The organism is Mucilaginibacter sp. PAMB04168 (assembly GCF_039634365.2).
GTDB lineage: Bacteria > Bacteroidota > Bacteroidia > Sphingobacteriales > Sphingobacteriaceae > Mucilaginibacter.
This window is the reverse complement of sequence record NZ_CP155079.2, coordinates 1691433-1712457: the sequence shown is the minus strand read 5'-3', so window position 1 is coordinate 1712457 and position 21025 is coordinate 1691433. Positions and strand designations below refer to the sequence as shown.

Sequence of the window (21025 nt, the reverse complement as noted above, 5' to 3'; positions counted from 1 at the left end):
AATTTAACCATGCATTTATTACAGTTTTTTCAACCTTTCTATATGCAATAAATTTTGCTAAAAATATTTGCATTTGTGAGATATTTTACCTACTTTTACAATTCAATTATGCCAATCGGCAAACTTATCATATTGAAGCGCAAACCTATTCTGTTTTCTACAGCAGACCAAATCGATAATTGCATTACCGAATATTTTACCTGGATTGAAGGAGAATACCACTTAGAGATGCTGCCTCTTAAGCCAATAGGAAAAAATTTGCCCGAAGTATGTGAGCAAAAGGTTTGGGACAGGTCGCCTCAGCCTGCAACGTTAACTGGCTTGGCATTACATTTAGGCTTTGATAGCCTGCAAGCTTTTGAGACCTACGAAAACAAGGGCAAATTTGCCTCCGCTTTAAAAAGGGCGAGGCTTAGGGTTGAGAATGAATATGAAAAACAGTTGCTTACGCAGCCGTCTACAGGTGCCATATTTGCTTTAAAAAGCTTAGGATGGCTTGATAAAGCAACCGAAAAGGTTGCAGATAGCCAACCTACTCCCCTTTCAATCAAAATCGAAATTATAGAAACTGCCGTCGTTCCGGCATGCCAGGAGCAGGACGTGGTGATTTAGTCACTTAGCTTACTCATATTTCTTTTTTTCATTAATTCACATGACCTGCATGCGGTTTGGCTGTTGGTACATAACCTTTTTGTATGCAAACCTCTGTTTTATATAAATATTTTGTTACGCTCACACTCCGTTTAATTGATCCGGCTAACAATAACAGTGTTAAAGACTTGGCCAGCAAAACTTATAACAGCAGCAGTTATCCCAGAGGCCGGTTAGGCAGACTCTCTTTTGGCTGGAAAGGCCATGAAGCCTCTCAGATACTTAGCGTTACAGCAACACTTCAAGCAGGCCAGTCGGTAAGAGTAAGTTATGACATTAGCGACAGCGATACCAATGGAACGGTATTATCGGGTGCTCGTTTCACGGTAACGGAAAAGAAAAACAATGTACAGCCTGGCCGTACTGTGCAGTGTGAGCGTATACTGCCTGATATAAATCAGAAAGATTTGCTGAAAGATACGCTTCAACGCTTTGGCATTATTTGCCAAACAGACGCTTTAAAAAAAATAGTTAACCTGGCCTCACTGCGCGACATTGTGGCTAACGTGCCGCGTGCCAGAGACTGGACAGGAAAGTGTCTGGATCAAGGTAAAAGCATCAGCTTTAAACTGGGCGAATATGCCCAGGCTAATATTTTAAAGTACAAAGAAGATGAAGCCATTATCCCCAAAACGTTGGGGCAAGCCCAAATCGACGTAAATGACAAAACCCTGCCCCCTACCGCTCAGTTGTTTGAAGGACAATTTGCGCCTACCCTCAACAGCACATTTGTCAATGGCACTATAGCGTTAGTAAAAAAAGCTAACAACGAAGGCGAATTCAGTATCAACACCCAACCCCGCCTGTTGGTAGATGAGAAATGCAAGCTCACGAATAGTACAACAGTTACGTTTGAAGATGGGAAAGGGGGCTCTATAGTAGTGAATGACATTATATCGACACCCTACTTTTATAAACCCGACGGGCAGCATAACCTATGTTGGGCTGATATGCCAGGCAACGGCAGCAGTAATATAAGGGTCTAAAAAGTATTTATTATCCCGAATTAGAACACATCCTCAAGCAAACCAAGAAAGTAGTACGCTGGTTTATGCTTACTCCACGCGATATACTGGAACTTGACCTCCTCGTACCCATTTACCTGCAGCAAGATAGCGCTTATTATTACATTAATAAAATTGATAGCTGGCGTAAAGGGCAGCCTACTAAAGTGGAGTTGGTGAAGCTTGGCTAAGTACTAAACTTTATTTAAGTGTTCATAACGTTGCATGTTTGGAAAATGAGTATTATATTTATCAATACAATTAGCAACTGAAACCTTATGGGGATTTTTAAAAGAAGTGATCTTTGGGATACATTAGACGATATAGGACATTTTAACGGTACCATACCGTGGAGAAGTACTTGGAGAAAGAGATCTTTTGGGCTTATTGCTACAGGTATATTCGTAATTGTTGGGGCGATGGCCGTCGGACGGTTTCAAGAAAACACTATAATGGGCAATTGGAGCCACGCAAAAGAAAATGATCCTATTTATGCTGATACGTCACGACTAAGAGACACGGCTTATTTCGGTGTTACACTTTTCAGGCGTATCCGCCCTCTTGATCATGCTGAGCTAAGTAAAGCTATCAATGAAATGAATATTCCGGAATGGGATAAGTCAAACCGAATTACACAATTGGATACCAACTCGAAATCGCATGAACCGGTAATGATATATTCAGAAGCGACTATTGACCGAGACTCTATGTTTAAATATAAAACCTTTTGTATCGGAACACTACTTTTAAAAGACAGCCTTACGGCACAAATGCCGACTAAAGATCTCGCTACCTCTGCTCAAAAATGGTTCGCGATCAAACCTAACAAGCAATTATTGTCAAGAAGTGAAATGCCGAAATTGCCATTGAATTATGTGTATGCCGACGATTACTATTACGTCGACCCGTTAGACATAACCCTAGGAGGTGAACCTGCGGCTTTTAAGAAAGCAAGACTGTCATCGCAATAATATTAAATACACCCTTTTAAATTTCCGACAATGTTTGTAATACAAACATTGTCGGAAAGACAACAAGTGGTAATTACTATAAACTAAATTATGCCAATCGGCATACTTAAACAATTTTATGAAAGACGATATTACAAAAAGTGTTAAAAAAGATTCCAGTGCTTTGAAGGGAGAAATAAATAAGTTAAATACTGCCATTGACAAGCTTCTCGAAAAGCAGAAAAAGCTTGATGAAAGTGGCAAGACAACTGGTAAACGATATCAAACGCTAGCTTCAGACATAAGAGTAGCTAAGCAAGCATTAAGTGAAGCTGAAAAGAAAGTTGACCTAAATACAAAGGCACTTAAACTTAATGAGGGTTCATTACAACGCAATCAAGCACTTCTCGAATCATTAAAAAATCAGTACAATAAAGTTACTGCTGCGAAAGGCGATGATGCTAAAAGCTGTAAAGCTGAATGGGTTGATAGAACACTTGACATCTACAATAGCTGATCAAGAAAAACAACTTAAGAAAAACGTCGAAACGCTTGATCTGAAAGCTAAAAGCGTTGATGCTGTAACAGATGCGTTTACAGGGCTTAAAGACGAGGGAAGCAAATTTGGTTCAGATTTCGCTTCAAACTTAGAATCTGCTTCGAAAGGATTTAATGCAATGAAAGATGGGCTTTCCGTTATTAAGACCGGCTTTCAGAGTGTCGGTGGAGCAATCAAGGCAACCGGATTAGGTTTAATAACGTTGGTATTAGAATCTTTAACAAAATGGCTTACAAAAAGCAGTGAAGGCCAAAAGGTTTTTGCAGGCGGTTTGGCTGTTGTTGGCAAAGTAGTTGAAAAAGTAGAAGGGGTTCTTGAGTCTTTAGGTAAAAGCATTTTTAATTTTATCATCCATCCAGTTGATAGAATTAAATCGGTTTGGAATGATGTTCTTTCATTTATTTCTAAACAACTCAAGCCGTTTAAAACCATACTACAAGGTATTCTTCACCTTGATTTAAGTCAAGTTAAACAAGGATATAGCCAACTGTCTGCAAATGCTAAAGGTATAGGACAAAATATTGTGAGCACCTTTAAAAAGGCCAAAGATGGCGTTATAGGCTTTGCTGATGAGATAGTTAGCACGTATAAAGAAGCATACAAACAAGGCATAAAGGTACCAAAAACCTCTGATGGCAACGTTACTCGTCAAAAAACTGTTAAACAAGAAGTAAACAGCAAAGACAAGGAGGCCCATGATGAACTTCTTGCCTCACAAGCCCGGATGGCCGAGTCGTTATTAAAAGACTACGCTAAAGAAATTCATGATACGCAAAACCATTTTAAAACATTAATAGAAAAATATAAAGATAATCGGGTAACACTTGAACAACTCAAAAAAGAGGAAGCAGCTGCGTTAGGAGCTATTCAGAAAAAGTTTCAGGAGGAGGAAGCAAAAAAGCTGGATGAATACCATAAAGACATCCTCCAAATAGCATTGCAGTACCAAGTGGATACCAAAGAAATGTCATTAACAGAACTGGAAAATGAAACGAAAGAAAAGTTATCCAAGTTAGACATTGAAGAGAAGGCTGTTTTAAACAAAGTTAACGAGCAGCAAAACCTGGCTTTTGAGTTATCGGTTCAGGGCAGACTGGAAGAAGCTGCACAGGCACAGAAAGCAGCCGATGAAGAAAGAAAACAACTCGAGATTACTGGTAAAATTAAACAGGCTATCTTAAAAGAACAAAAAGATAAGGAAGAGGAGATTAACCAGCGAGAATTTACAGACAAGGAAACTAAAAAAGAAACAGGAATTGAAAATGAAATCACGACAGCGCGAGAAGAGCAGGCACAAGCATTTGCTAGGGCCGGTTATGCAACAGACCCACTATATGCAACAAAACTCATAAATATCATTTATCAATATAACCTCATTAAATATGATTTACTATGCAAAATGCCATCAAATATCTCTACTACTACCTCAACTACAAGCCGCAAATAGGCATCTTGTCTGCGTTGACCAGTTATGTAATTGCTATAAAAGGCTTGTTACTTACTGATGAAACCCTAAAAATGGTTGCGGCTATATCCTCATGTGCAGGTTGTGTCGTAGTATGTGCAACTGCCCTTTCTTGGATTGTACGCATTGTGTTATACGGTTCGAAATTATATCACCAATTTAAAATAAAAATCAGAAAATAGCATGAAAATACCAGTTTGGTTAAAGAAAATTTGGACAGCAATTCAAAAGCTGTTCACCCATATACCATGTGAATTGCAAACAGCTATACATACCGGAGTTGTAATTACAGAAAATATCAAGACTTTTGTTGATTCACCAGCAGCTGATATTATAACTGCTATTATACCTGGCGACCTGGACGACCGCATAAAATCATTATTGCGTTCAGCCCTACCTGCCATACTTACACAACTTAGGCTTGCAGACGATTGCACTAACTTTTCAACACCAGAGCAGTTAACAGCTTGTGCAATAAAAACAATACAGAGTTTAAAAGGCGATTTAAAAAGTGCCTTTTTACACAACTTGTCTGTTTTGATCGCCCAGGTGGCTTCCGACGGCAAGTTGACGTGGCAAGAAGCTGTATCTTTTATGGAATGGTATTACCAACAGCGCTTTAAAGCTACTAAACAATAAGCCGACTTATTAAGAGATTACTTATCGATTCTACCCTTTCTACACGTCGGCGACTTGCTCCGGAACAAAATTAATATCCGTTGTATCGTCAAAAACAACATAAGCCCTTTGCCACGGATCAGCACCTAATAACCGCCATTTATGCCCACTGCCAGTCGTATCTTGGGCAATTAAAATTTCTCCAGGTTTCAACGTAAATGTCTCTCCATTAAAAGTCGTAAACTCTAACGTTCCACGCAGGTTAATTACAAATTGCATCATTGGCGCGGGGTGCCAATCGTAAACCGACCCTGGCGGGGATTCTTGAAAACGAATAGATTCGGCCTTTGTGATCACTGCCTCTGAAACGTTACCCATCTTAAAGTAAGAATGTCCGTCAGGACCAGTGAAGAGTTGATACGCTTTAATCATTTACAATAATAGTTTAAAGATTTAATTGTCCTTTTCGTAATTGCTGCCTGTCATAACAATGCATAACACATCATGAAACAATAGAAAGACTATGATGTTCAGATATTATTATGAATAAAGCTGATCAATCTTTTAATGAGGAATTTAAGCCAGTAGCTCCTCCAGAAGCATACCATGCCGATGATAGCTGGCAGAACAAAGTGCTTTATGCTTTGGCACAATTGGGAGAAGGCACTGCTCCTGATGTTGCTGCTAAGTTAACCGAGTACGAACCTCAGGAAGCCCCGCAAAACTTACATCGTGAAGCTGAAAAAGTTTTGATGAATTTATACGACAAAGGATTAATAAAAGGTACGCAACAAGACGGAGAGGTTAGTTACAATTTGAGCAAAATAACGCATTCCAATACCGGAGGCACCGATCCTGAACTGCTGTAACCTCGTAACGCTGTGTTAACTTCCGATTGTATAGGTAAAAACAAAAAAGCCTCACAATTGTGAGGCTTTTTTCGACAGAAGTTGGAAAATTTCTGTGATCCCGCTGGGATTCGAACCAGTAGAGATAAAGCACTTATTATCAGTGACTTATAAAGTCAAACTTTAGTAGTACACCGCAAAGTGTACCGAATATTTTAGTTCAATTTAACGCTGCTTAGAAGCATTAATACTCAAATATACAAATTGTTTACTGAATTTAAAACAACAAAATGAACTTTAATGGCAGCCATTTTAAAAGTGATTCTTTGATGTTCTTAAGTCTTTTTTTCAGGCAGGAATAGCGGATGCAAATAGAGTAGGATTAATAATTTTCACGGAAATTTGATTTTATAAAAATATTAATCGTAATATTGCAATATAAAACAATGGGCTTAACTAAAACAGAAATATTCACCGACGAACAGAACAGGTTAGCTGTGATGCTGAAAGCAATCGCACATCCTGCACGTATCGCTATTTTACAGGAGATCATCAAATCGAATACTTGTATCTGCGGCGACCTGGTGGATGAACTGGGTTTAGCGCAGCCGACCATTTCACAGCATTTAAAAGAACTGAAGAACGCCGGTTTGATACAAGGCACAATTGAAGGCGTTAGCGTTTGTTACTGTATTAATCCACCGGTTTGGAACGAGCTAAAAGAACAGATGGGCAGTTTTTTTTCCGCCTTTGATGTGAAAGCGACCTGCTGTTAAAAAAATTTGAATTAATCCATCGTAATATTACAATATTAAATAAATAGAAAGCCATGAATAAAGCAGAAGCGATTAACTGGAAAACCTTTAAAGATACCTTATTACAGCATCCTGATCTTGACCTGCAATTTCAATACGCAGAAGGCAAATTAGTTGATGCGGCCTACCATATCACCGAAATTAAGCAAGCGCCGATTACATCCGTTGACTGTGGTGGTTTAATGAATGCCTGGACAGAGATCATCGTCCAGCTATGGGTTCCTGAAGGCGAGCAACAGCTACGCTCAATGAAAGTTGCTAAGGCCTTATCAATCGTTGATATTGTTGAAAAAATGCTGCCGCTTAATCCGAACGGTACGGTGAAGATTGAATTCGGCAATTCCGAATTTGATACCCGCCAGATGTTTCCTAATGAAATGATCATTGATGGCAACGCTTTAACAGTTGACCTGCGCCCAGATGCAGTACAATGCAAAGCCATAAGCCGTGGTGGCAGTTGTGGTACGAACGATAACGGTGAAGAATGCTGTGCACCTGCCGTTGCCGAAAAACCGAAAATACAATTAGTGAACCTCGCTGCTGCTCCTGCTGAAGCTTGCTGCACACCAGGTGGCGGCTGCTGCTAATAAATTAAAGATGATACTCGACGAGGCCCAACCCTATAAAGATAAAGTGATCGAACTGCTGGCAGCTGAAAAGCTGCCAGTAGCAGATCTGCCAAAAACACTCGACAACTTTATCGTAGCCATTCAAGATGGTTCAGTCGTAGGAGTTGGTGGCGTTGAAGTTTACGGGAAGTTCGGCTTGCTTCGGTCTTTAGCCACCCAATCAGACTATCGCGGAACAGGGATAGCAGCCAAAGTGCTGGCACGGCTGGATAAAGTGAGTAAACTTAAAGGCTTATCGGCTTTGTACCTCTTAACGGAAACCGCGCCTGATTACTTTGAACGGAAAGGCTTTGTTCGAATAACGAGGGTCGAAGTGCCCCAAGAAATACAGCAATCAACTGAATTCAGCCATGTTTGTCCGGTGTCGGCAATAGTGATGAAAAAAACATTATGAGCAAGAAAAATATATTAGTGCTTTGCACCGGTAACAGCTGCCGCAGTCAGTTAGCTGAAGGTTACCTTCGTTACTTTGCAGGCGATAAAGCCAACGTTTACAGTGCGGGTATCGAAACACATGGTGTCAATCCCAAAGCTGTGCAAGTAATGGCTGAGGATCATATCGATATTTCCGGGCATACCTCTAATCACGTGGATGAGTATCAGGCTATCTCATTCGATCAGGTGATCACCGTTTGTGATAATGCGAACGAAGCTTGTCCGTTCTTTCCCGGCAAGGTAGAACGTTTCCATGAGAATTTTCCTGATCCGGCCAAAGCAACCGGCACACCCGAACAAGTAATAAATGAGTTTCGCCGTGTGAGGGATATGATCAAAGTTTATGCTGCTGACTTTGTAAATGAACACGTTAACTAACTGTTTTTTTAACCAATTCTATCGTTAAATAGCAATAAACCAATTAATCTTAAAAACTTAAATCATGAAACAATTTTCCTTTGTATTTTTAGCGGCTTTACTGGTAGTAAGTTCCGCTTTCGCACCTGTGGCCGAACCTGTTTTTCCAGAACTGGCACAATCATTCAAACTGCTCAAAAAGAGTAACGCTGTCACTTATGATCGTCAGGATGTACTTGGCGGCATACAACAGTTGGGAATAACGACCAGGGCCCGGAAACAGCCAGTGATCGTGGAATTTTTGGGCGATGACGGTTTTAGTGCGCCTGTAGCGATGGCGGTATTAAAAGCAGCACTGGCTTCTTACGGTATAAACGATGTTAAGATTGTCTTGGCAGGTTCGGCAACCTCTGCGAAAGTTGCACCCGCATTGGCAAAACTTGGCTTTAAAGTAAACGGCAATGAAATCAAATACAACGACCAGGGCGGTTCGGTAACATTAGAAACTACAGCATCTAATCCGCAAGTTATTCACGTACTGGCGCAGGAAAGTTCGGCATCGCTGCTGGCCAGCAAAGATAAGTTTGCGGTGAAATTACAATATGCGCCATTGGCTGCGGATGCAACTAATGAACAATACGAGGCACAGGCTAAATTGGTGACCGCAGAAATGCTTTTTGCCGCTTCTAAATTCAAAGAAAACTGGAAATAATTAATATTCAATTCACATTAAAACCCGATATACGCAATCAATTATGTCAGCAAACAATTGTGCCCCGGTGGCCGAACGTAAAAAACTAAGTTTCCTCGATAGCTATCTAACGCTTTGGATATTCCTGGCCATGGCCATTGGGGTAGCCGTAGGCTATTTCATTCCCTCGTCGTCCACTTTCATCAATTCGTTTTCCAGCGGAACGACCAATATTCCTTTGGCTATTGGTCTCATCCTGATGATGTATCCGCCACTGGCAAAAGTGAAATACGAGAACATGGGTGAAGTGTTTAAAGACACCAAAGTATTGAGCGCATCACTTATCCTCAACTGGATCATTGGGCCGGTTCTTATGTTTGTTCTGGCTATCACTTTGCTGCGCGACCATCCTGCCTATATGGTTGGGTTGATCCTGATCGGCCTTGCCCGCTGTATTGCGATGGTGGTGGTTTGGAATGAACTAGCCGAAGGTAACCGTGAATATGCTGCTGGCCTTATCGCTTTAAACAGTATCTTCCAGGTGCTATTGTATAGCGTTTATGCGTACTTGTTTATTACGGTATTACCGCCATTGTTCGGCCTGAAAGGTTTGGCTGTAAATATTACCATTGGCGAGATCGCCAAAAGCGTCGGTATCTATCTGGGCATCCCGTTCGCTGCGGGTGTCATCAGCCGTTATACGCTGATCAAAGTAAAGGGTGAAGAATGGTTCCAGACTAAATATGTGCCTTTTATCTCGCCGATCACCCTTATCGCTTTGCTGTTCACCATTGTGGTTATGTTCAGTTTGAAAGGTAACCTGATTGTGCAGATCCCTTTTGATGTGCTGCGTATCGCATTACCGCTCGTGATCTACTTTACCATCATGTTCGTGCTGAGCTTTTTTATCGGTAAATCATTTGGTGCAGATTACTCGCGTTCTACATCTATCGCCTTTACGGCTACCGGCAATAACTTTGAACTGGCTATAGCGGTAGCCATCGGCGTGTTCGGTATCAATTCAGGTGAAGCTTTTGCCGGGGTGATCGGCCCGCTCGTTGAAGTACCTGCCCTGATCGCTTTAGTGAACCTGGCCTTTTACTTCCGTAGGAAATATTATAACGAACCATTATCTGTAGCTAAATGAAAATAGCCCTTTTCTCTGATATACACGCCAACCTGCCTGCGCTGGAGGCGTTCTTTGCCGACGTAGAAAAACAACAACCTGATGCCATTTATTGCCTCGGCGATTTGGTAGGTTATAATATCTGGCCAAACGAAGTGATCGATGAGATACGTAAGCGTAATATCCCCTGCATAACGGGTAATTATGACTTTGGTATCGGCAGATATAGCGATGATTGTGGCTGCGCCTATAAAACAGACGAGGAGAAGGCTTTAGGTAAAGTATCCATCGCTTACACCAACGAAGTTGTAAAAGATGAACAGCGGGCTTATTTGCGTACACTGCCAGCACATATCAGGTTAGAATACCAACTGAAGGGCGACAAGCTTAATGTACTGTTCGTACATGGCAGTCCCCGTAAAGTGAACGAGTACTTGTTTGAAGACCGGGACGAAAAGAGCATGCTGCGCATTATGGAAACTGCGGATGCGGACGTGCTATGCTTTGGCCATACCCATCAGCCATATCACCGAATACTGACAGCAAATGACCAGTTTTATCACGCAATCAATATCGGTTCCGTAGGTAAGCCGAAAGATAAAGACCCGCGCGGCGGATACGTGCTATTGCATATCAACGAGCATAGTTCTAAAACAGCTAAGGATAGCATCCAGGTTGAGTTTATCCGCTTTGATTATGATATTGAAAAAGCAGCGAAAGCGGTTGAGGATAGCCCGCTACCTAACGAGTACGCAGACATGCTAAGAAACGGTTAAGATGAGGATTGCACTTTTTTCAGATATACACGCCAACCTACCGGCATTTGAAGCGTTTTTGACCGACCTGGGCAGCCGTAGAGTTGATGCGGTTTATTGCTTAGGCGATATGATTGGTTATAACATCTGGCCGAATGAAGTTATCGCGCAAATACGTAATCGTGGTATCGCTACTTTAGCAGGCAATCACGACCAAAAAATAAAAGGGTATGCCTATGAATTGGTATCGCCTGATAACCGCGCTTATTTAAATACGTTACCGGCTCATATCAGGCTGGAATACGAGCGACTGAATATTGTACTTGCTCATGGCAGTACCAGAAGCATTAATGAATACGTACTCGAAGACCTGGATGAAAGCTATGTGCTGGGGATGATGAGTGAAGCAAAAGCCGATGTGCTTTGCGTAGGCCATTCGCACTTACCATACCACCGGATCATTGGCGAAAAACATGTCGTTAATATCGGCTCGGTCGGCAAACCCAAAGATGGCAACCCCGACGGTTGTTACGTGCTATTAACTATAGAAGACAGTATCAAGGTTGAATTTATCAGATTTGTGTACGATATAGAAAGAGCCGCTAACGCTGTTGAAGCAAGCCCCTTACCGGACGAGTTGGCGGACAGGTTACGAAAAGCTTATTAGAGATCGACTTACATTTTCATGCCAGCCATGTTATCATTCCCGTTCTTGAAGGTCGCTTCGCTGTTCAATAAATAGGCTCCATTGGTAACGACAATGGCACCTGCATCTAAGCCGGATAGCACCTGCACATAGTTTTGATTGGCCTGGCCAGGTTTAATCATCCTTGGTGAAAAGCTGCCTTCTGCATTTTTTACCCATACCTTGCTGCCTTTGCCGTCACTTAATACCGCAGATGCCGGAACAGCTAACGAACGTGCACCATTACCACCAAGTGAAATATAAGCCAGCATACCCGGCCGGATCAGCCCCTGTGGATTAGGAATGCTGACGCGGATCAGATCAACTTTGGACGCATCCGATAATTCAGGGTTAATGAACTCAACCTTGCCATTGGTTACTTGTCCATTCAGATCAGGAAAGGAGACGCTTACCCGGTCATTTAATCTATACATCGCAGCATCATTGGCATATAACTGGGCTTCCACCCATAAACTGTTCAATGCCTGTGTTTTTAATACAGTCATACCTTCGGTCACGTAATCACCCTCGTGCACCGCTATTTCGCTCACAGTTCCACTGACTTGACTTAATACGGCGGTTGTAGCAGACACTTTGCCTGAAGCGGCCAGTTTTTTGATCTGCGCGGCGGTTAAACCCCATAATTTGAGTTTATTTTCAGCGGCGCTGATCAGTTGCAGGTAGTCTACATCAGGGTTATGCAAAAGCTTTTGCTGCTGTTTAGCCAACAGGTATTCTTTTTCTGCTTCCTGTAAATCTTCGCTATATATGGTATAAACGGGTTGCCCGACGTTCACTTTTTCACCAACTGTTCTTACGAATAGCTGCTGTATCCGTCCCGCTATTCTTGCACTCATTTCGGCAGCTGTGTTTTCATTAGAGGTTACCGTGCCAGTAAGCGTTTTTTCAAGCCCCGTATTTTGTTCGCGCACCGTATCCGTTTGGATTCCGGCCAATTCAATCTGCGTTGCCGTAAGGGTGAGTTTATCTGATGCCGTGTTACCAGAGCCGGTAAGTTCAACTTTGATCAGTTTCATGCCACAAACCGGGCAATTGCCGGGATGCTCCTCATGTATCTGGGGGTGCATGGAACAGGTATAATAACCATGGCTTTTCTGCTGAACTACTCGCTGTGGTTTTTGCTTGCAGGCTGTCACTACTATAACTAAGAGCAGCAATAAAATTTTCAATTTAGTCATGACTTTTCGTTTTGATAAAGCTTTCGCTATCGGTTAAATATTGGGCGTTTGCTGCCAGGGTATCCGTAGCGGTTAAACCCTTTTTCACTTGTATCTGACTGTTAGTTATCGCACCTGTGCTTACCTGAATTGCCTGATAAGCTGGCCCATGTTTAAGCCACACGATCTGCGTTTGTCCCAGATCGATCACCGAAGAACGCGGTATCCACAAGCCGTTGGTCCGCCCGGTTTGGATTTCGGCTTTAAGGAGGCTGTTTACTTTCAGATCGTGATCCATATTGTTGAGGTAAACCCTGATGCTTGTCGTCTTATCTCCATTCTGTATAACAGGTTCAATGAAGTTCACCCTGCCGCTGATCGTTTTACCCGGCAGATCGGGCAAGGTGATCTTAACCGGCTGGTTTAATTTTAAAGCGGCCATATCCGAAGGGTCAATTTTGATGATCGCCCATAACTGATGCGGGTTAACCACATTGAACAAGGTTTGCCCCTTTTGGACATACATGCCCTCCTTGATGGCTAAAGGCAGGTTATTAGCAAACTCCGTTACTGGGCGCGCATCTGCCGTGCTGCCCATCTGGCCATGCGGCATATCATGTACATGCCCTTCATAAGGACTATAAACCGGCAGGCTGTAATACGGCTTACCGCTTTTTATGACCTGCTTCACCTGTTCATAGGTCATGCCCTGTAACAATAGCTTCTGTTTAGCTGCATTCAACAATCCGGTTTCCTGGGGTGAATTTTTGCTGAGGAATAAAAGATCCTGCTGGGCAGTTACCATTTCCGGGCTGTAAATGTCGAAAATGCGCTGACCCTCGTGGATCTCCTGAAAGGCATATTTAATATAAAGCTTTTCAATGCGCCCTGAAAAACGGGAGGCGATATTATTGAATGTCCTTGTATCAAAATCAAGGTAACCATCCGCTGAAATAGCGGTTTGAATTTCCTTTTGTTCAGGTGTGATCGTCTTAACCGAAGAAACGACCGTAGAATTGACAGGTTGCAGCACGGTATTTAAACTAATGCCGGCACCTTCACTGGCCTGTCCAGATTTTTTAACCAGCGTCATGCCGCAGATCGGGCAACTACCGGGATGATCTTCGAGTACCTGCGGGTGCATCGGGCAGGTGTATTTGACTTCGATTTTTGCCTGATCCGCGACAGCGGTCGTTTTTGGATTCGTGCAGGCGCTCATGACGGCGACAAAAGCGATCAGGAGAATTTTAATTGCTTTCATATTCCCTTTCATAAGCTACCTGTAAGGTTAACAATTCCTGTAATCGGTCTAAAGCCTCCATGCGTACGGTTTGCAGGCTTTTGATACCATCTAAAACCGACGGGAGATCGCCTGTATTTTGGTCATAGGCCAGCAGTGCCGTTTTATAGCTATTTTGCAAAGCGGGTATGATGTTCTTTTCATAGTTTTTCAACTGCCTTTTTTTGCTGCCCATATCCGTTCTTAATGCCGCGAGTTGACCTTGTGCCTGGTTGAGGATATCCAGTTTTTTCTGTTGCAGTTCCTCCACCTCATAGCGGATACCTTTAAGGTTCGCTTTGTATTCCTTAGCGGCCCAGGGCACAATTGGAATGGTGACGGTACCCATTAAAATATATTGATTTGCATACCCGCCGTAGCTTTGCATGTGCGCTGCCTGGATGCCAAAATCGGGTTTGCGTTTGGCGTACTCCATTTTTGCGCTCAATTGTTGCAGGTCAATGTTGCGGTTGATCCCTTTAATATCGCTCCGGCCGGTAGCAAGACGAGCCGTGTCCGTTATGGTGGTTTCGTAATCTTTTAAAACGATATTCGTGTCCACCGAAAAAATGGCCTGTTTGTCCCTGTTCATCAAGGTATTGAGTATGATGTTTTTCTGGCTGATATCGTTGGTCAATTGCTCACGGGTATTATCCAACTGAAAAAGCTCTGCCTTGGCCTTATAGATGTTCGGCAGCTTCTCCTTGCCATAGGTTAGCCGGATATTGGCATCTTTGAGCATATAATCCAGTAATTCTTTGGTGTGCTGCAATAGGGCCAGTTTCTTTTCCAAAACCACGCGTTCAAAATAGTATTGTTTGGCCTGGGAAATGAGTTGATTTTTCAGGTAGCCCTGATCGGCTGCCGTTACCTGGGACTGGCCTTTCATATAATCTTCTTTGGCTTTTAGCTTGGCCGGGTTGGTAAACATTTGCTCTGCCTGTACCATAAATGAGCCGCCGCTGGGGTTCAGCTGGTAAGGCACCTGGTACTGGCCTGCGCTGATCTTAGGGGCATCCAAACTCCTTGCCCCCGTAGCGTAAGCGTTCTGTGCGCTGGCTTTGGCATCATAAGCCTGCAAGGCCGGGTTGGTGCTTACACGGGCGATCACGCTGTCTAAAGGGAGGCGCTGTGCTTGTGCAAAGCCGGCCAGACCTAACAGCGCCGTTAATATGATATAATACTTTTTCATTATTCTTTTACCTCCAATACTTCCAGTTTGCCATATTTCTTCAACTCATATTCCTTTACCATCAAAAAGATAAGCGGGGTAACGAGCAAGATATGTGTGGAAGAAGTTAATACCCCGCCGATCATCGGCAATACGATGGGTAACATGACATCGCTGCCTGTCCCGGTTGCCCACAGTACCGGCACCAAACCAAACAAGGCCACGCAAACGGTCATCAGCTTTGGCCGCAGGCGTTTTACCGCGCCGTTCATCACATATTCCCTTAAATCAGCTTTAGTGATCGTTTCTTTACTGTTGCCTTTCAGGGCGACCAATTGCTGCATGGCATCATTCAGGTAAATAACCATCACAATGCCGGTCTCTACCGCAATTCCGAAGAGTGCAATGAAACCTACTGCCACAGCTACCGATAAATGCACCCCGAAGAAATACACCATATAAGCCCCGCCGATCAGGGCAAAAGGAATGGAGATCAGGCTAAAAAAAGCTTCCCGGATAGAATGAAAAGCGAAGTACAGGCAGGCAAAAATGATAATGAGGACAATTGGCAGTATCAGCTTCAAGGTATGCTCCGCACGGATCAAATTCTCATATTGCCCGCTCCATTCGATATAATAGCCCTTTGGTAAAGTTTTAACCATCGCATTCAACCTGTCCTGGGCTTCTTTGACGGTACTGCCCAGGTCACGGTCACGGACGTTAAACAATACGGTGCCCCGTAATAAAGCATTTTCCGATTGGATCATGGCCGGGCCATTGCTGATCCGAATATTCGCCACGGATGATAATGGTATTGGGCCGTAGCCGGTAGTTTGTACCAGCGTGCGTTTAATAGCATCCAGGTTATTCCGGTAATCCTGCGCGAAGCGGACATTGACGCTAAACCGCTGCCTGCCTTCTATCGTCCTGGTCAGGTTCATGCCGCCTATCGCGCTTTCCACGACTTCATTGACATCATCCGCGCTTAAACCAAATCGCCCGATTGCTTCTTTATTGACCTGGATATCCAGGTATTTGCCGCCGGTTATCGGGTCAACATACAGGTCTTTGACGCCATTTAAACCGTTCAAGGCCTGCTTCATCTGATTAGCGAGTGTACTAATGGTATCCAGGTTCTGCCCGTAAATTTTTAAACCGACATCCGTGCGGATACCCGTAGACAACATATTGATACGGTTGATGATAGGCTGTGTCCAGCCGTTCACCACACCTGGTATTTGCAGTTTGGCATTCAGTTCATTGATAATATCTTCCTTTTTAATCCCCTTGCGCCATGCTTCCCTCGGTTTCAACAGGATAATGGTTTCTGTCATGCTGATCGGCGAATTATCCGTAGCGGTATTGGCCCTGCCTGCTTTCCCCAAAACGTTAGCCACTTCTGGTACGCTTTTGATGATCTTGTCCTGTACCTGTAAAAGCTGCTTGGCCTGCGCATTGGAAACATCCGGCTGCGTTACCGGCATGAACAGGATCGTGCCCTCATCCAGCGGCGGCATAAATTCGCTGCCTAAAGAAAGCAACAACGGTATGCTAATTAATAAAGCAATGATATTAATGCCGATGGTGGTTTTACGCCAGGTCACGCACCAATCCAGTACCGGACGGTAAACCCTTTCCAGCCCGCGGTTCAGCGGGTTATGGTCGTCAGTTCTTAATTTCCCTTTCAGAAAGAAAGAGATGAGAACAGGCGCTAAAGTCACTGCAAGGATGGCGTCAATGGCCAGTATAAATGTTTTTGTCCAGGCTAAAGGGCCGAACAATTTACCTTCCTGGCCCTCCAGTAAAAACACCGGCAGGAAAGATGCGACAATAATGAGCGTAGAGAAAAACACGCCACGGCCAACCTGCTTGCAGGATGCTTCTATGATCTTTATTCGTTCTGCCAGAATCATGATTTTTCTTGTTGTTGGGCGATGGATAAATTCCTATGCGAGTTTTCTACCATGACGATACCATTATCTACGATCACGCCGATAGCTAAAGCAATGCCCGTTAAGGACATAATATTGGAACTGATACCAAAGGCGTTTAACAAAATGAAGCTGGCAGCAATGGTAATCGGTATCTGAATAATGATGCTTAAAGCGCTTCGCCAGCTGAACAGGAACAGGATGACAATAATGGATACGGTGATCATTTCTTCGATCAGCGTATGTTTCACGGAACTGACCGCGCTTTCAATAAGTTCGCTGCGGTCATAAGCGATCTTGAAGGTTACACCTGCGGGTAGGCCTTTTTGAATATCGGCCATCTTATCCTTAACGGCATGGATCACTTGATCCGCGTTCTCGCCATAGCGCATCACCACGATACCGCCTACGGCTTCGCCGTCGCCATTCCGGTCAAAGATACCCAGGCGTTCATCGCCGCCCATTTGAACGGTGGCCACATCTTTGATCTTAACTGGTATAGAATTGATTACACCGATAGGCATATTCTCGACATCCGCCAAGCTTTTGATATAGCCCAGGCCGCGAACAATATAGCCGGTGCCGTTCATTTCAAACTTACGCCCGCCCACATCGTTGTTATTGCTTTTAACCGCTTTGAGTACCTGTGCTAAGGGTATGTTGTAATAATTTAACTTGTGGGGGTCGATGCTTACCTGGTATTGTTTCTCAAAGCCGCCAAAAGAGGCCACTTCGCTTACACCGGATACGGTTTGCAGGCCTAATTTCACATACCAGTCCTGTAAGGCGCGCTGTTCACCCAGATCCATGCCTTTGGCGTCGAGCGTGTACCAAAGCACATGGCCCACGCCTGTACCATCCGGCCCCAATGTAGGGGTGATGCCTTCCGGCAATAAACGCTGCGCATAGTTTAGTCTTTCCAATACCCGGCTCCGCGCCCAGTAAACATCCGCCTTGTCATCAAAAACGATGTATACAAAGCTCATCCCGAACATGGAGGTGGCGCGGATGGCTTTTACTTTCGGGATGCCTTGCAGGTTACTTACCAATGGGTAGGTTACCTGGTCTTCCATGATCTGCGGGCTCCGCCCTTGCCATTCCGTGAATACGATCACCTGGTTATCCGACAGGTCGGGTATGGCGTCAATCGGGTTTTCTTTGACAGCATATGCACCCCAGGCAAACAGGGCAATAGCAGCCAGTAAAACAATATACCTGTTTTTTAAAGACAGTCTGATCAATTGGTTTATCATCTTAATTGCTTTAATCAGCCCTCCGCTTTTGGCGGAGAGCTGAATGAATTACATTTTCATTTTTTCTGCCGGTTTCTTTTTGTCGGTCTTTTTAACCAGGGTCATGCCGCATTTAGGGCATTTGCCGGGCTTGTCACTAAGTACTTCCGGGTGCATGGTACAGGTGTATTGTACTTTTGGAGCCGGTTTTACCTTTTTGGTTTTAGTAGTATCAGAAACAGGGTTTGTGCCATTCGAGGCAAAAACGGTCGCGGCAGAAAACAAGATGGCAACCGCCATCAGCATTACTTTTTTCATGTGTTTTAAAATTGAAAATGAATAAATAGCATAGGCAAAGCCAATGCGTTAGTTATGAATTAAGATGGATTCCAATGGAATTAAAGCCGGTACAGGAATGTAGGGCTATGAAAGTACAGGTCAGATCCTGTAGGCGCAGTTGAGGGTATAGATGGGTATATCAGGGTCTCCCGGAGGAGCGTTGGCCTGGTAAGCGGTAACAATAGCTGATTCCGAAAGGATGTTAACTGCAATCCCGTAAGCAGGCTCCGGCAATATAGCCGGTGCAATTGGGCTTAGCACCGTGGCGTTCACCGAGACATGGCTGTCCTTTATTTTAAAGCTTTTGCTTTCATGTTTGCAGCAGTTATCCTTGTCCGAATGATCAGCTGAAGCAAGGGTCAGCGTTATGGAAGCAAGTTTACCGCAGCAATAAAAACGGCTTATCCCGATACCCACAAGGGATAAAAGATAAATAGCCGTTAACAATATGAGAGCGGTGCGTTTCACAAACCGAAATTACAATTTTTATTTGATTAAAGACAGATAAGCAAAGCCGCCCCGGTTAAGGGGCGGCTGCCTTTTTACCTATAATTTACATTTAGTCTTACATTCCCCGGAATCCTTACAGCTTTTGCTGCAATAATCCTTGCAGTTTGGCCCGCAGCCCTTTGCGCATTTGGAACAGGTTATTTTGCTGTTGCAGCAAGGAGTATTGGCATAAGTAATCGATATAACAGATAATAGCATCACCATCGTGATGAAAAGAAACTTTTTCATGATTTATATTTTAAAGATTAATAATTAATTGAATAAGTGGCCATGAACTGACCGGCATACGGATTAATTAGTAACCTTTCGGCGGGTTCCAGCCATTCCCATGATAATCGGATAATTCGCCGATGGCGAAAGGGGGAACAGATTGACTATATAAAGTGGAAATAGTGGGTGAAAGAGCAATAGAGGAAGTAACAATAAAGCCGCAGTTCCCGCAAGATAACATCGCGTTACAGTTGCCTTTCGCGCAATCACTTGAAGAATCATGCTTTGAATGCTTACAGCAATCCTTCTGCATTTTTTCTGTACAGCAGGATGATTTTCCATGACGAATATTTGCCATACCCGGAAAAGAGGATAATAGCAAAATATTTAGGATAAGAAAAACGGCTATAGATTTCATGCTTTTATTGAAACGCTTATTGATTTAAATATTGCAATTCCATTGTTATTTATTCTTTTGCTAAGATACCTATAGCTCATTCCGCAACTTTTATATAATTCCGTTAAAAATTTATATACTGTTGCGTAAATTTAATTTTTCTATCAGTGTATTTAAGTAATTGCTTAAATACTTATCTTAGCCAGCAATGAGTTATTATGAGTAATTGCAGGCGAATTTTTGCGGACAGCGGGCAGATCAATAACTGCAGGGAAATTATCGATGTACATCAACAAGCCTTTGCTGATTTATCGCAAGTGGTTGCATTAGCCGGTAATGACGTCCGTTTGAAAATACTTTTTCTATTAGACCAGGAAACTGAATTGTGCCCCTGCGACCTGAGCGATATATTGGGAATGACGATCCCGGCAGTATCGCAGCACCTGCGGAAGTTGAAGGAAGGTGGTGTTATACAATCAAGAAAATCAGGTCAGACTATATTTTACTCGCTATGCGCCCTACAGTTGCATCTGCTTAGACCGTTCTTTAATATTATCAAAGACTCATTAACCAAAGTTATAGGATGAAAATGACCATGCAAAAAAGCTGGATCAGTGGGATGTTGGCGGCTTTAGCGGCATCCCTTTGTTGTATTGCGCCCTTACTCGCTGTTTTCGGTGGTATTAGCGGCGCCGCAACTTATTTCAATTGGATTGAACCTTACCGGCCATACATTATTGGCCTGACCGTATTAATCTTTGCAGCAGCCTGGTACCAGCAATTAGCTGCTGTAATACACACCAAAGAGGATTGTTGTATCCCTGCAAGACGGTCTTTCTGGCAATCCAAAAAGTTCTTGCTGATCGTTACTTTAGTGTCAGGGGCGCTTATCGCTTTCCCTTATTATTCATCCTTGTTTTATAAAGCGCCACCTAAAATTTCCGCTAATATCAATATACGAAACTCCTATACATACGCTCGTTTTAGTATTAAAGGTATGGGGTGTGCTGATTGTACAAAGCATATTGACGGAACGCTGATGGGGCTTAAGGGCGTAACAGCCTCTATTACTTCATTTGAAAACGCTGAAACGCTTGTTCGTTTTGACCCGGTTAAAATAAACGCCGATAGCATCAGTCATAAAATAAAGGAAATCGGTTACCAGCCCACATTGACCACAAATCATTAAC

General features: G+C 43.3%; 27 protein-coding genes. 18 read left to right on the top strand and 9 right to left on the bottom strand.

Annotated elements, in window-relative coordinates:
• The first annotated feature begins 108 nt into the window (after positions 1-108).
• From ABDD94_RS07460 to ABDD94_RS07430, 7 genes are all read left to right on the top strand, one after another.
• Complete coding sequence (locus ABDD94_RS07460) at positions 109-612, top strand: terminase small subunit (protein WP_345955324.1); 504 nt, start codon at positions 109-111, stop codon at positions 610-612.
• A gap of 83 nt (positions 613-695) precedes the next feature.
• Entirely contained in the window at positions 696-1637 is a 942-nt protein-coding gene (locus tag ABDD94_RS07455) for a hypothetical protein (protein WP_345955323.1), read from the top strand.
• A 65-nt stretch (positions 1638-1702) separates the two neighbouring features.
• The gene (locus ABDD94_RS07450) at positions 1703-1846 is read left to right on the top strand and encodes a hypothetical protein (protein ID WP_345955322.1); all 144 of its coding nucleotides are present in this window, start codon (positions 1703-1705) and stop codon (positions 1844-1846) included.
• Positions 1847-1933: 87 nt separating this feature from the next.
• Positions 1934-2626, top strand: coding sequence for a hypothetical protein (locus ABDD94_RS07445; protein WP_345955321.1), 693 nt, complete (start codon positions 1934-1936; stop codon positions 2624-2626).
• 118 nt (positions 2627-2744) lie between these two features.
• Positions 2745-3122, top strand: a complete 378-nt coding sequence (locus ABDD94_RS07440) for a hypothetical protein (protein WP_345955320.1) — start codon at positions 2745-2747, stop codon at positions 3120-3122.
• Entirely contained in the window at positions 3061-4611 is a 1551-nt protein-coding gene (locus ABDD94_RS07435) for a hypothetical protein (RefSeq protein ID WP_345955319.1), read from the top strand. Before ABDD94_RS07440 ends, ABDD94_RS07435 begins: the two co-directional genes overlap by 62 nt.
• A gap of 201 nt (positions 4612-4812) precedes the next feature.
• Entirely contained in the window at positions 4813-5268 is a 456-nt protein-coding gene (locus ABDD94_RS07430; protein WP_345955318.1) for a hypothetical protein, read from the top strand.
• A 39-nt stretch (positions 5269-5307) separates the two neighbouring features.
• Here ABDD94_RS07430 and ABDD94_RS07425 read toward each other — a convergent pair whose 3' ends face one another.
• Positions 5308-5679, bottom strand: coding sequence for a hypothetical protein (locus ABDD94_RS07425; protein WP_345955317.1), 372 nt, complete (start codon positions 5677-5679; stop codon positions 5308-5310).
• A gap of 110 nt (positions 5680-5789) precedes the next feature.
• On the opposite strand from ABDD94_RS07425, the gene ABDD94_RS07420 reads away from it, so the two are divergent.
• The 9 genes from ABDD94_RS07420 (at position 5790) to ABDD94_RS07380 (ending at position 11570) form a co-directional block, all read left to right on the top strand.
• A complete protein-coding gene (locus tag ABDD94_RS07420; protein ID WP_345955316.1) occupies positions 5790-6116 on the top strand; it encodes a hypothetical protein in 327 nt (108 codons plus the stop codon).
• 425 nt (positions 6117-6541) lie between these two features.
• Entirely contained in the window at positions 6542-6871 is a 330-nt protein-coding gene (locus ABDD94_RS07415) for a metalloregulator ArsR/SmtB family transcription factor (protein ID WP_157526371.1), read from the top strand.
• 53 nt (positions 6872-6924) lie between these two features.
• Entirely contained in the window at positions 6925-7497 is a 573-nt protein-coding gene (locus ABDD94_RS07410; protein WP_345955315.1) for a DUF6428 family protein, read from the top strand.
• Positions 7498-7507: 10 nt separating this feature from the next.
• A complete protein-coding gene (arsN2, locus tag ABDD94_RS07405; protein WP_345955314.1) occupies positions 7508-7933 on the top strand; it encodes an arsenic resistance N-acetyltransferase ArsN2 in 426 nt (141 codons plus the stop codon).
• Positions 7930-8352 carry an arsenate reductase ArsC gene (locus ABDD94_RS07400; protein ID WP_157526377.1) on the top strand — a complete coding sequence of 141 codons (423 nt, stop codon included), beginning with the start codon at positions 7930-7932 and terminating at the stop codon, positions 8350-8352. Before arsN2 ends, ABDD94_RS07400 begins: the two co-directional genes overlap by 4 nt.
• A gap of 64 nt (positions 8353-8416) precedes the next feature.
• On the top strand, positions 8417-9043 hold the full coding sequence (locus ABDD94_RS07395) for a hypothetical protein (protein ID WP_345955313.1): 627 nt from the start codon (positions 8417-8419) through the stop codon (positions 9041-9043).
• Positions 9044-9086: 43 nt separating this feature from the next.
• A complete protein-coding gene (gene arsB / locus ABDD94_RS07390) occupies positions 9087-10169 on the top strand; it encodes an ACR3 family arsenite efflux transporter (RefSeq protein ID WP_345955312.1) in 1083 nt (360 codons plus the stop codon).
• Positions 10166-10924: a metallophosphoesterase family protein gene (locus ABDD94_RS07385; protein ID WP_345955311.1), complete on the top strand. Its 759-nt coding sequence runs from the start codon at positions 10166-10168 to the stop codon at positions 10922-10924. Before arsB ends, ABDD94_RS07385 begins: the two co-directional genes overlap by 4 nt.
• A 1-nt stretch (position 10925) precedes the next feature.
• On the top strand, positions 10926-11570 hold the full coding sequence (locus ABDD94_RS07380) for a metallophosphoesterase family protein (RefSeq protein WP_345955310.1): 645 nt from the start codon (positions 10926-10928) through the stop codon (positions 11568-11570).
• Between the two features lie 8 nt (positions 11571-11578).
• Here ABDD94_RS07380 and ABDD94_RS07375 read toward each other — a convergent pair whose 3' ends face one another.
• From ABDD94_RS07375 to ABDD94_RS07340, 8 genes are all read right to left on the bottom strand, one after another.
• Positions 11579-12787 carry an efflux RND transporter periplasmic adaptor subunit gene (locus ABDD94_RS07375; RefSeq protein ID WP_345955309.1) on the bottom strand — a complete coding sequence of 403 codons (1209 nt, stop codon included), beginning with the start codon at positions 12785-12787 and terminating at the stop codon, positions 11579-11581.
• Entirely contained in the window at positions 12780-14039 is a 1260-nt protein-coding gene (locus ABDD94_RS07370) for an HlyD family efflux transporter periplasmic adaptor subunit (protein WP_345955308.1), read from the bottom strand. Before ABDD94_RS07370 ends, ABDD94_RS07375 begins: the two co-directional genes overlap by 8 nt.
• Complete coding sequence (locus tag ABDD94_RS07365) at positions 14014-15237, bottom strand: TolC family protein (protein WP_345955307.1); 1224 nt, start codon at positions 15235-15237, stop codon at positions 14014-14016. The genes ABDD94_RS07370 and ABDD94_RS07365 overlap by 26 nt, the downstream gene beginning before the upstream one ends.
• Complete coding sequence (locus ABDD94_RS07360) at positions 15237-17129, bottom strand: efflux RND transporter permease subunit (RefSeq protein ID WP_345955306.1); 1893 nt, start codon at positions 17127-17129, stop codon at positions 15237-15239. Before ABDD94_RS07360 ends, ABDD94_RS07365 begins: the two co-directional genes overlap by 1 nt.
• Entirely contained in the window at positions 17126-18400 is a 1275-nt protein-coding gene (locus ABDD94_RS07355) for an efflux RND transporter permease subunit (protein WP_345955305.1), read from the bottom strand. The genes ABDD94_RS07360 and ABDD94_RS07355 overlap by 4 nt, the downstream gene beginning before the upstream one ends.
• A gap of 48 nt (positions 18401-18448) precedes the next feature.
• Positions 18449-18697 carry a heavy metal-binding domain-containing protein gene (locus ABDD94_RS07350; RefSeq protein WP_345955304.1) on the bottom strand — a complete coding sequence of 83 codons (249 nt, stop codon included), beginning with the start codon at positions 18695-18697 and terminating at the stop codon, positions 18449-18451.
• Between the two features lie 120 nt (positions 18698-18817).
• Positions 18818-19186, bottom strand: coding sequence for a hypothetical protein (locus ABDD94_RS07345; RefSeq protein ID WP_345955303.1), 369 nt, complete (start codon positions 19184-19186; stop codon positions 18818-18820).
• 337 nt (positions 19187-19523) lie between these two features.
• Positions 19524-19856, bottom strand: coding sequence for a hypothetical protein (locus ABDD94_RS07340; protein WP_345955302.1), 333 nt, complete (start codon positions 19854-19856; stop codon positions 19524-19526).
• A gap of 197 nt (positions 19857-20053) precedes the next feature.
• On the opposite strand from ABDD94_RS07340, the gene ABDD94_RS07335 reads away from it, so the two are divergent.
• On the top strand, positions 20054-20422 hold the full coding sequence (locus ABDD94_RS07335; protein WP_345955301.1) for a metalloregulator ArsR/SmtB family transcription factor: 369 nt from the start codon (positions 20054-20056) through the stop codon (positions 20420-20422).
• Positions 20419-21024, top strand: a complete 606-nt coding sequence (gene merTP, locus ABDD94_RS07330) for a mercuric transport protein MerTP (protein WP_345955300.1) — start codon at positions 20419-20421, stop codon at positions 21022-21024. Before ABDD94_RS07335 ends, merTP begins: the two co-directional genes overlap by 4 nt.
• Position 21025 lies beyond the last annotated feature (1 nt).

What these genes read in the sequence shown, in the direction of transcription:
- ABDD94_RS07460 (WP_345955324.1), top strand. Translation starts at nt 109, where the DNA reads ATGCCAATCGGCAAACTTATCATATTGAAGCGCAAACCTATTCTGTTT.
- ABDD94_RS07455 (WP_345955323.1), top strand. Translation starts at nt 696, where the DNA reads ATGCAAACCTCTGTTTTATATAAATATTTTGTTACGCTCACACTCCGT.
- ABDD94_RS07450 (WP_345955322.1), top strand. Translation starts at nt 1,703, where the DNA reads ATGCTTACTCCACGCGATATACTGGAACTTGACCTCCTCGTACCCATT.
- ABDD94_RS07445 (WP_345955321.1), top strand. Translation starts at nt 1,934, where the DNA reads ATGGGGATTTTTAAAAGAAGTGATCTTTGGGATACATTAGACGATATA.
- ABDD94_RS07440 (WP_345955320.1), top strand. Translation starts at nt 2,745, where the DNA reads ATGAAAGACGATATTACAAAAAGTGTTAAAAAAGATTCCAGTGCTTTG.
- ABDD94_RS07435 (WP_345955319.1), top strand. Translation starts at nt 3,061, where the DNA reads ATGATGCTAAAAGCTGTAAAGCTGAATGGGTTGATAGAACACTTGACA.
- ABDD94_RS07430 (WP_345955318.1), top strand. Translation starts at nt 4,813, where the DNA reads ATGAAAATACCAGTTTGGTTAAAGAAAATTTGGACAGCAATTCAAAAG.
- ABDD94_RS07425 (WP_345955317.1), bottom strand. Translation starts at nt 5,679, where the DNA reads ATGATTAAAGCGTATCAACTCTTCACTGGTCCTGACGGACATTCTTAC.
- ABDD94_RS07420 (WP_345955316.1), top strand. Translation starts at nt 5,790, where the DNA reads ATGAATAAAGCTGATCAATCTTTTAATGAGGAATTTAAGCCAGTAGCT.
- ABDD94_RS07415 (WP_157526371.1), top strand. Translation starts at nt 6,542, where the DNA reads ATGGGCTTAACTAAAACAGAAATATTCACCGACGAACAGAACAGGTTA.
- ABDD94_RS07410 (WP_345955315.1), top strand. Translation starts at nt 6,925, where the DNA reads ATGAATAAAGCAGAAGCGATTAACTGGAAAACCTTTAAAGATACCTTA.
- arsN2 (WP_345955314.1), top strand. Translation starts at nt 7,508, where the DNA reads ATGATACTCGACGAGGCCCAACCCTATAAAGATAAAGTGATCGAACTG.
- ABDD94_RS07400 (WP_157526377.1), top strand. Translation starts at nt 7,930, where the DNA reads ATGAGCAAGAAAAATATATTAGTGCTTTGCACCGGTAACAGCTGCCGC.
- ABDD94_RS07395 (WP_345955313.1), top strand. Translation starts at nt 8,417, where the DNA reads ATGAAACAATTTTCCTTTGTATTTTTAGCGGCTTTACTGGTAGTAAGT.
- arsB (WP_345955312.1), top strand. Translation starts at nt 9,087, where the DNA reads ATGTCAGCAAACAATTGTGCCCCGGTGGCCGAACGTAAAAAACTAAGT.
- ABDD94_RS07385 (WP_345955311.1), top strand. Translation starts at nt 10,166, where the DNA reads ATGAAAATAGCCCTTTTCTCTGATATACACGCCAACCTGCCTGCGCTG.
- ABDD94_RS07380 (WP_345955310.1), top strand. Translation starts at nt 10,926, where the DNA reads ATGAGGATTGCACTTTTTTCAGATATACACGCCAACCTACCGGCATTT.
- ABDD94_RS07375 (WP_345955309.1), bottom strand. Translation starts at nt 12,787, where the DNA reads ATGACTAAATTGAAAATTTTATTGCTGCTCTTAGTTATAGTAGTGACA.
- ABDD94_RS07370 (WP_345955308.1), bottom strand. Translation starts at nt 14,039, where the DNA reads ATGAAAGGGAATATGAAAGCAATTAAAATTCTCCTGATCGCTTTTGTC.
- ABDD94_RS07365 (WP_345955307.1), bottom strand. Translation starts at nt 15,237, where the DNA reads ATGAAAAAGTATTATATCATATTAACGGCGCTGTTAGGTCTGGCCGGC.
- ABDD94_RS07360 (WP_345955306.1), bottom strand. Translation starts at nt 17,129, where the DNA reads ATGATTCTGGCAGAACGAATAAAGATCATAGAAGCATCCTGCAAGCAG.
- ABDD94_RS07355 (WP_345955305.1), bottom strand. Translation starts at nt 18,400, where the DNA reads ATGATAAACCAATTGATCAGACTGTCTTTAAAAAACAGGTATATTGTT.
- ABDD94_RS07350 (WP_345955304.1), bottom strand. Translation starts at nt 18,697, where the DNA reads ATGAAAAAAGTAATGCTGATGGCGGTTGCCATCTTGTTTTCTGCCGCG.
- ABDD94_RS07340 (WP_345955302.1), bottom strand. Translation starts at nt 19,856, where the DNA reads ATGAAATCTATAGCCGTTTTTCTTATCCTAAATATTTTGCTATTATCC.
- ABDD94_RS07335 (WP_345955301.1), top strand. Translation starts at nt 20,054, where the DNA reads ATGAGTAATTGCAGGCGAATTTTTGCGGACAGCGGGCAGATCAATAAC.
- merTP (WP_345955300.1), top strand. Translation starts at nt 20,419, where the DNA reads ATGAAAATGACCATGCAAAAAAGCTGGATCAGTGGGATGTTGGCGGCT.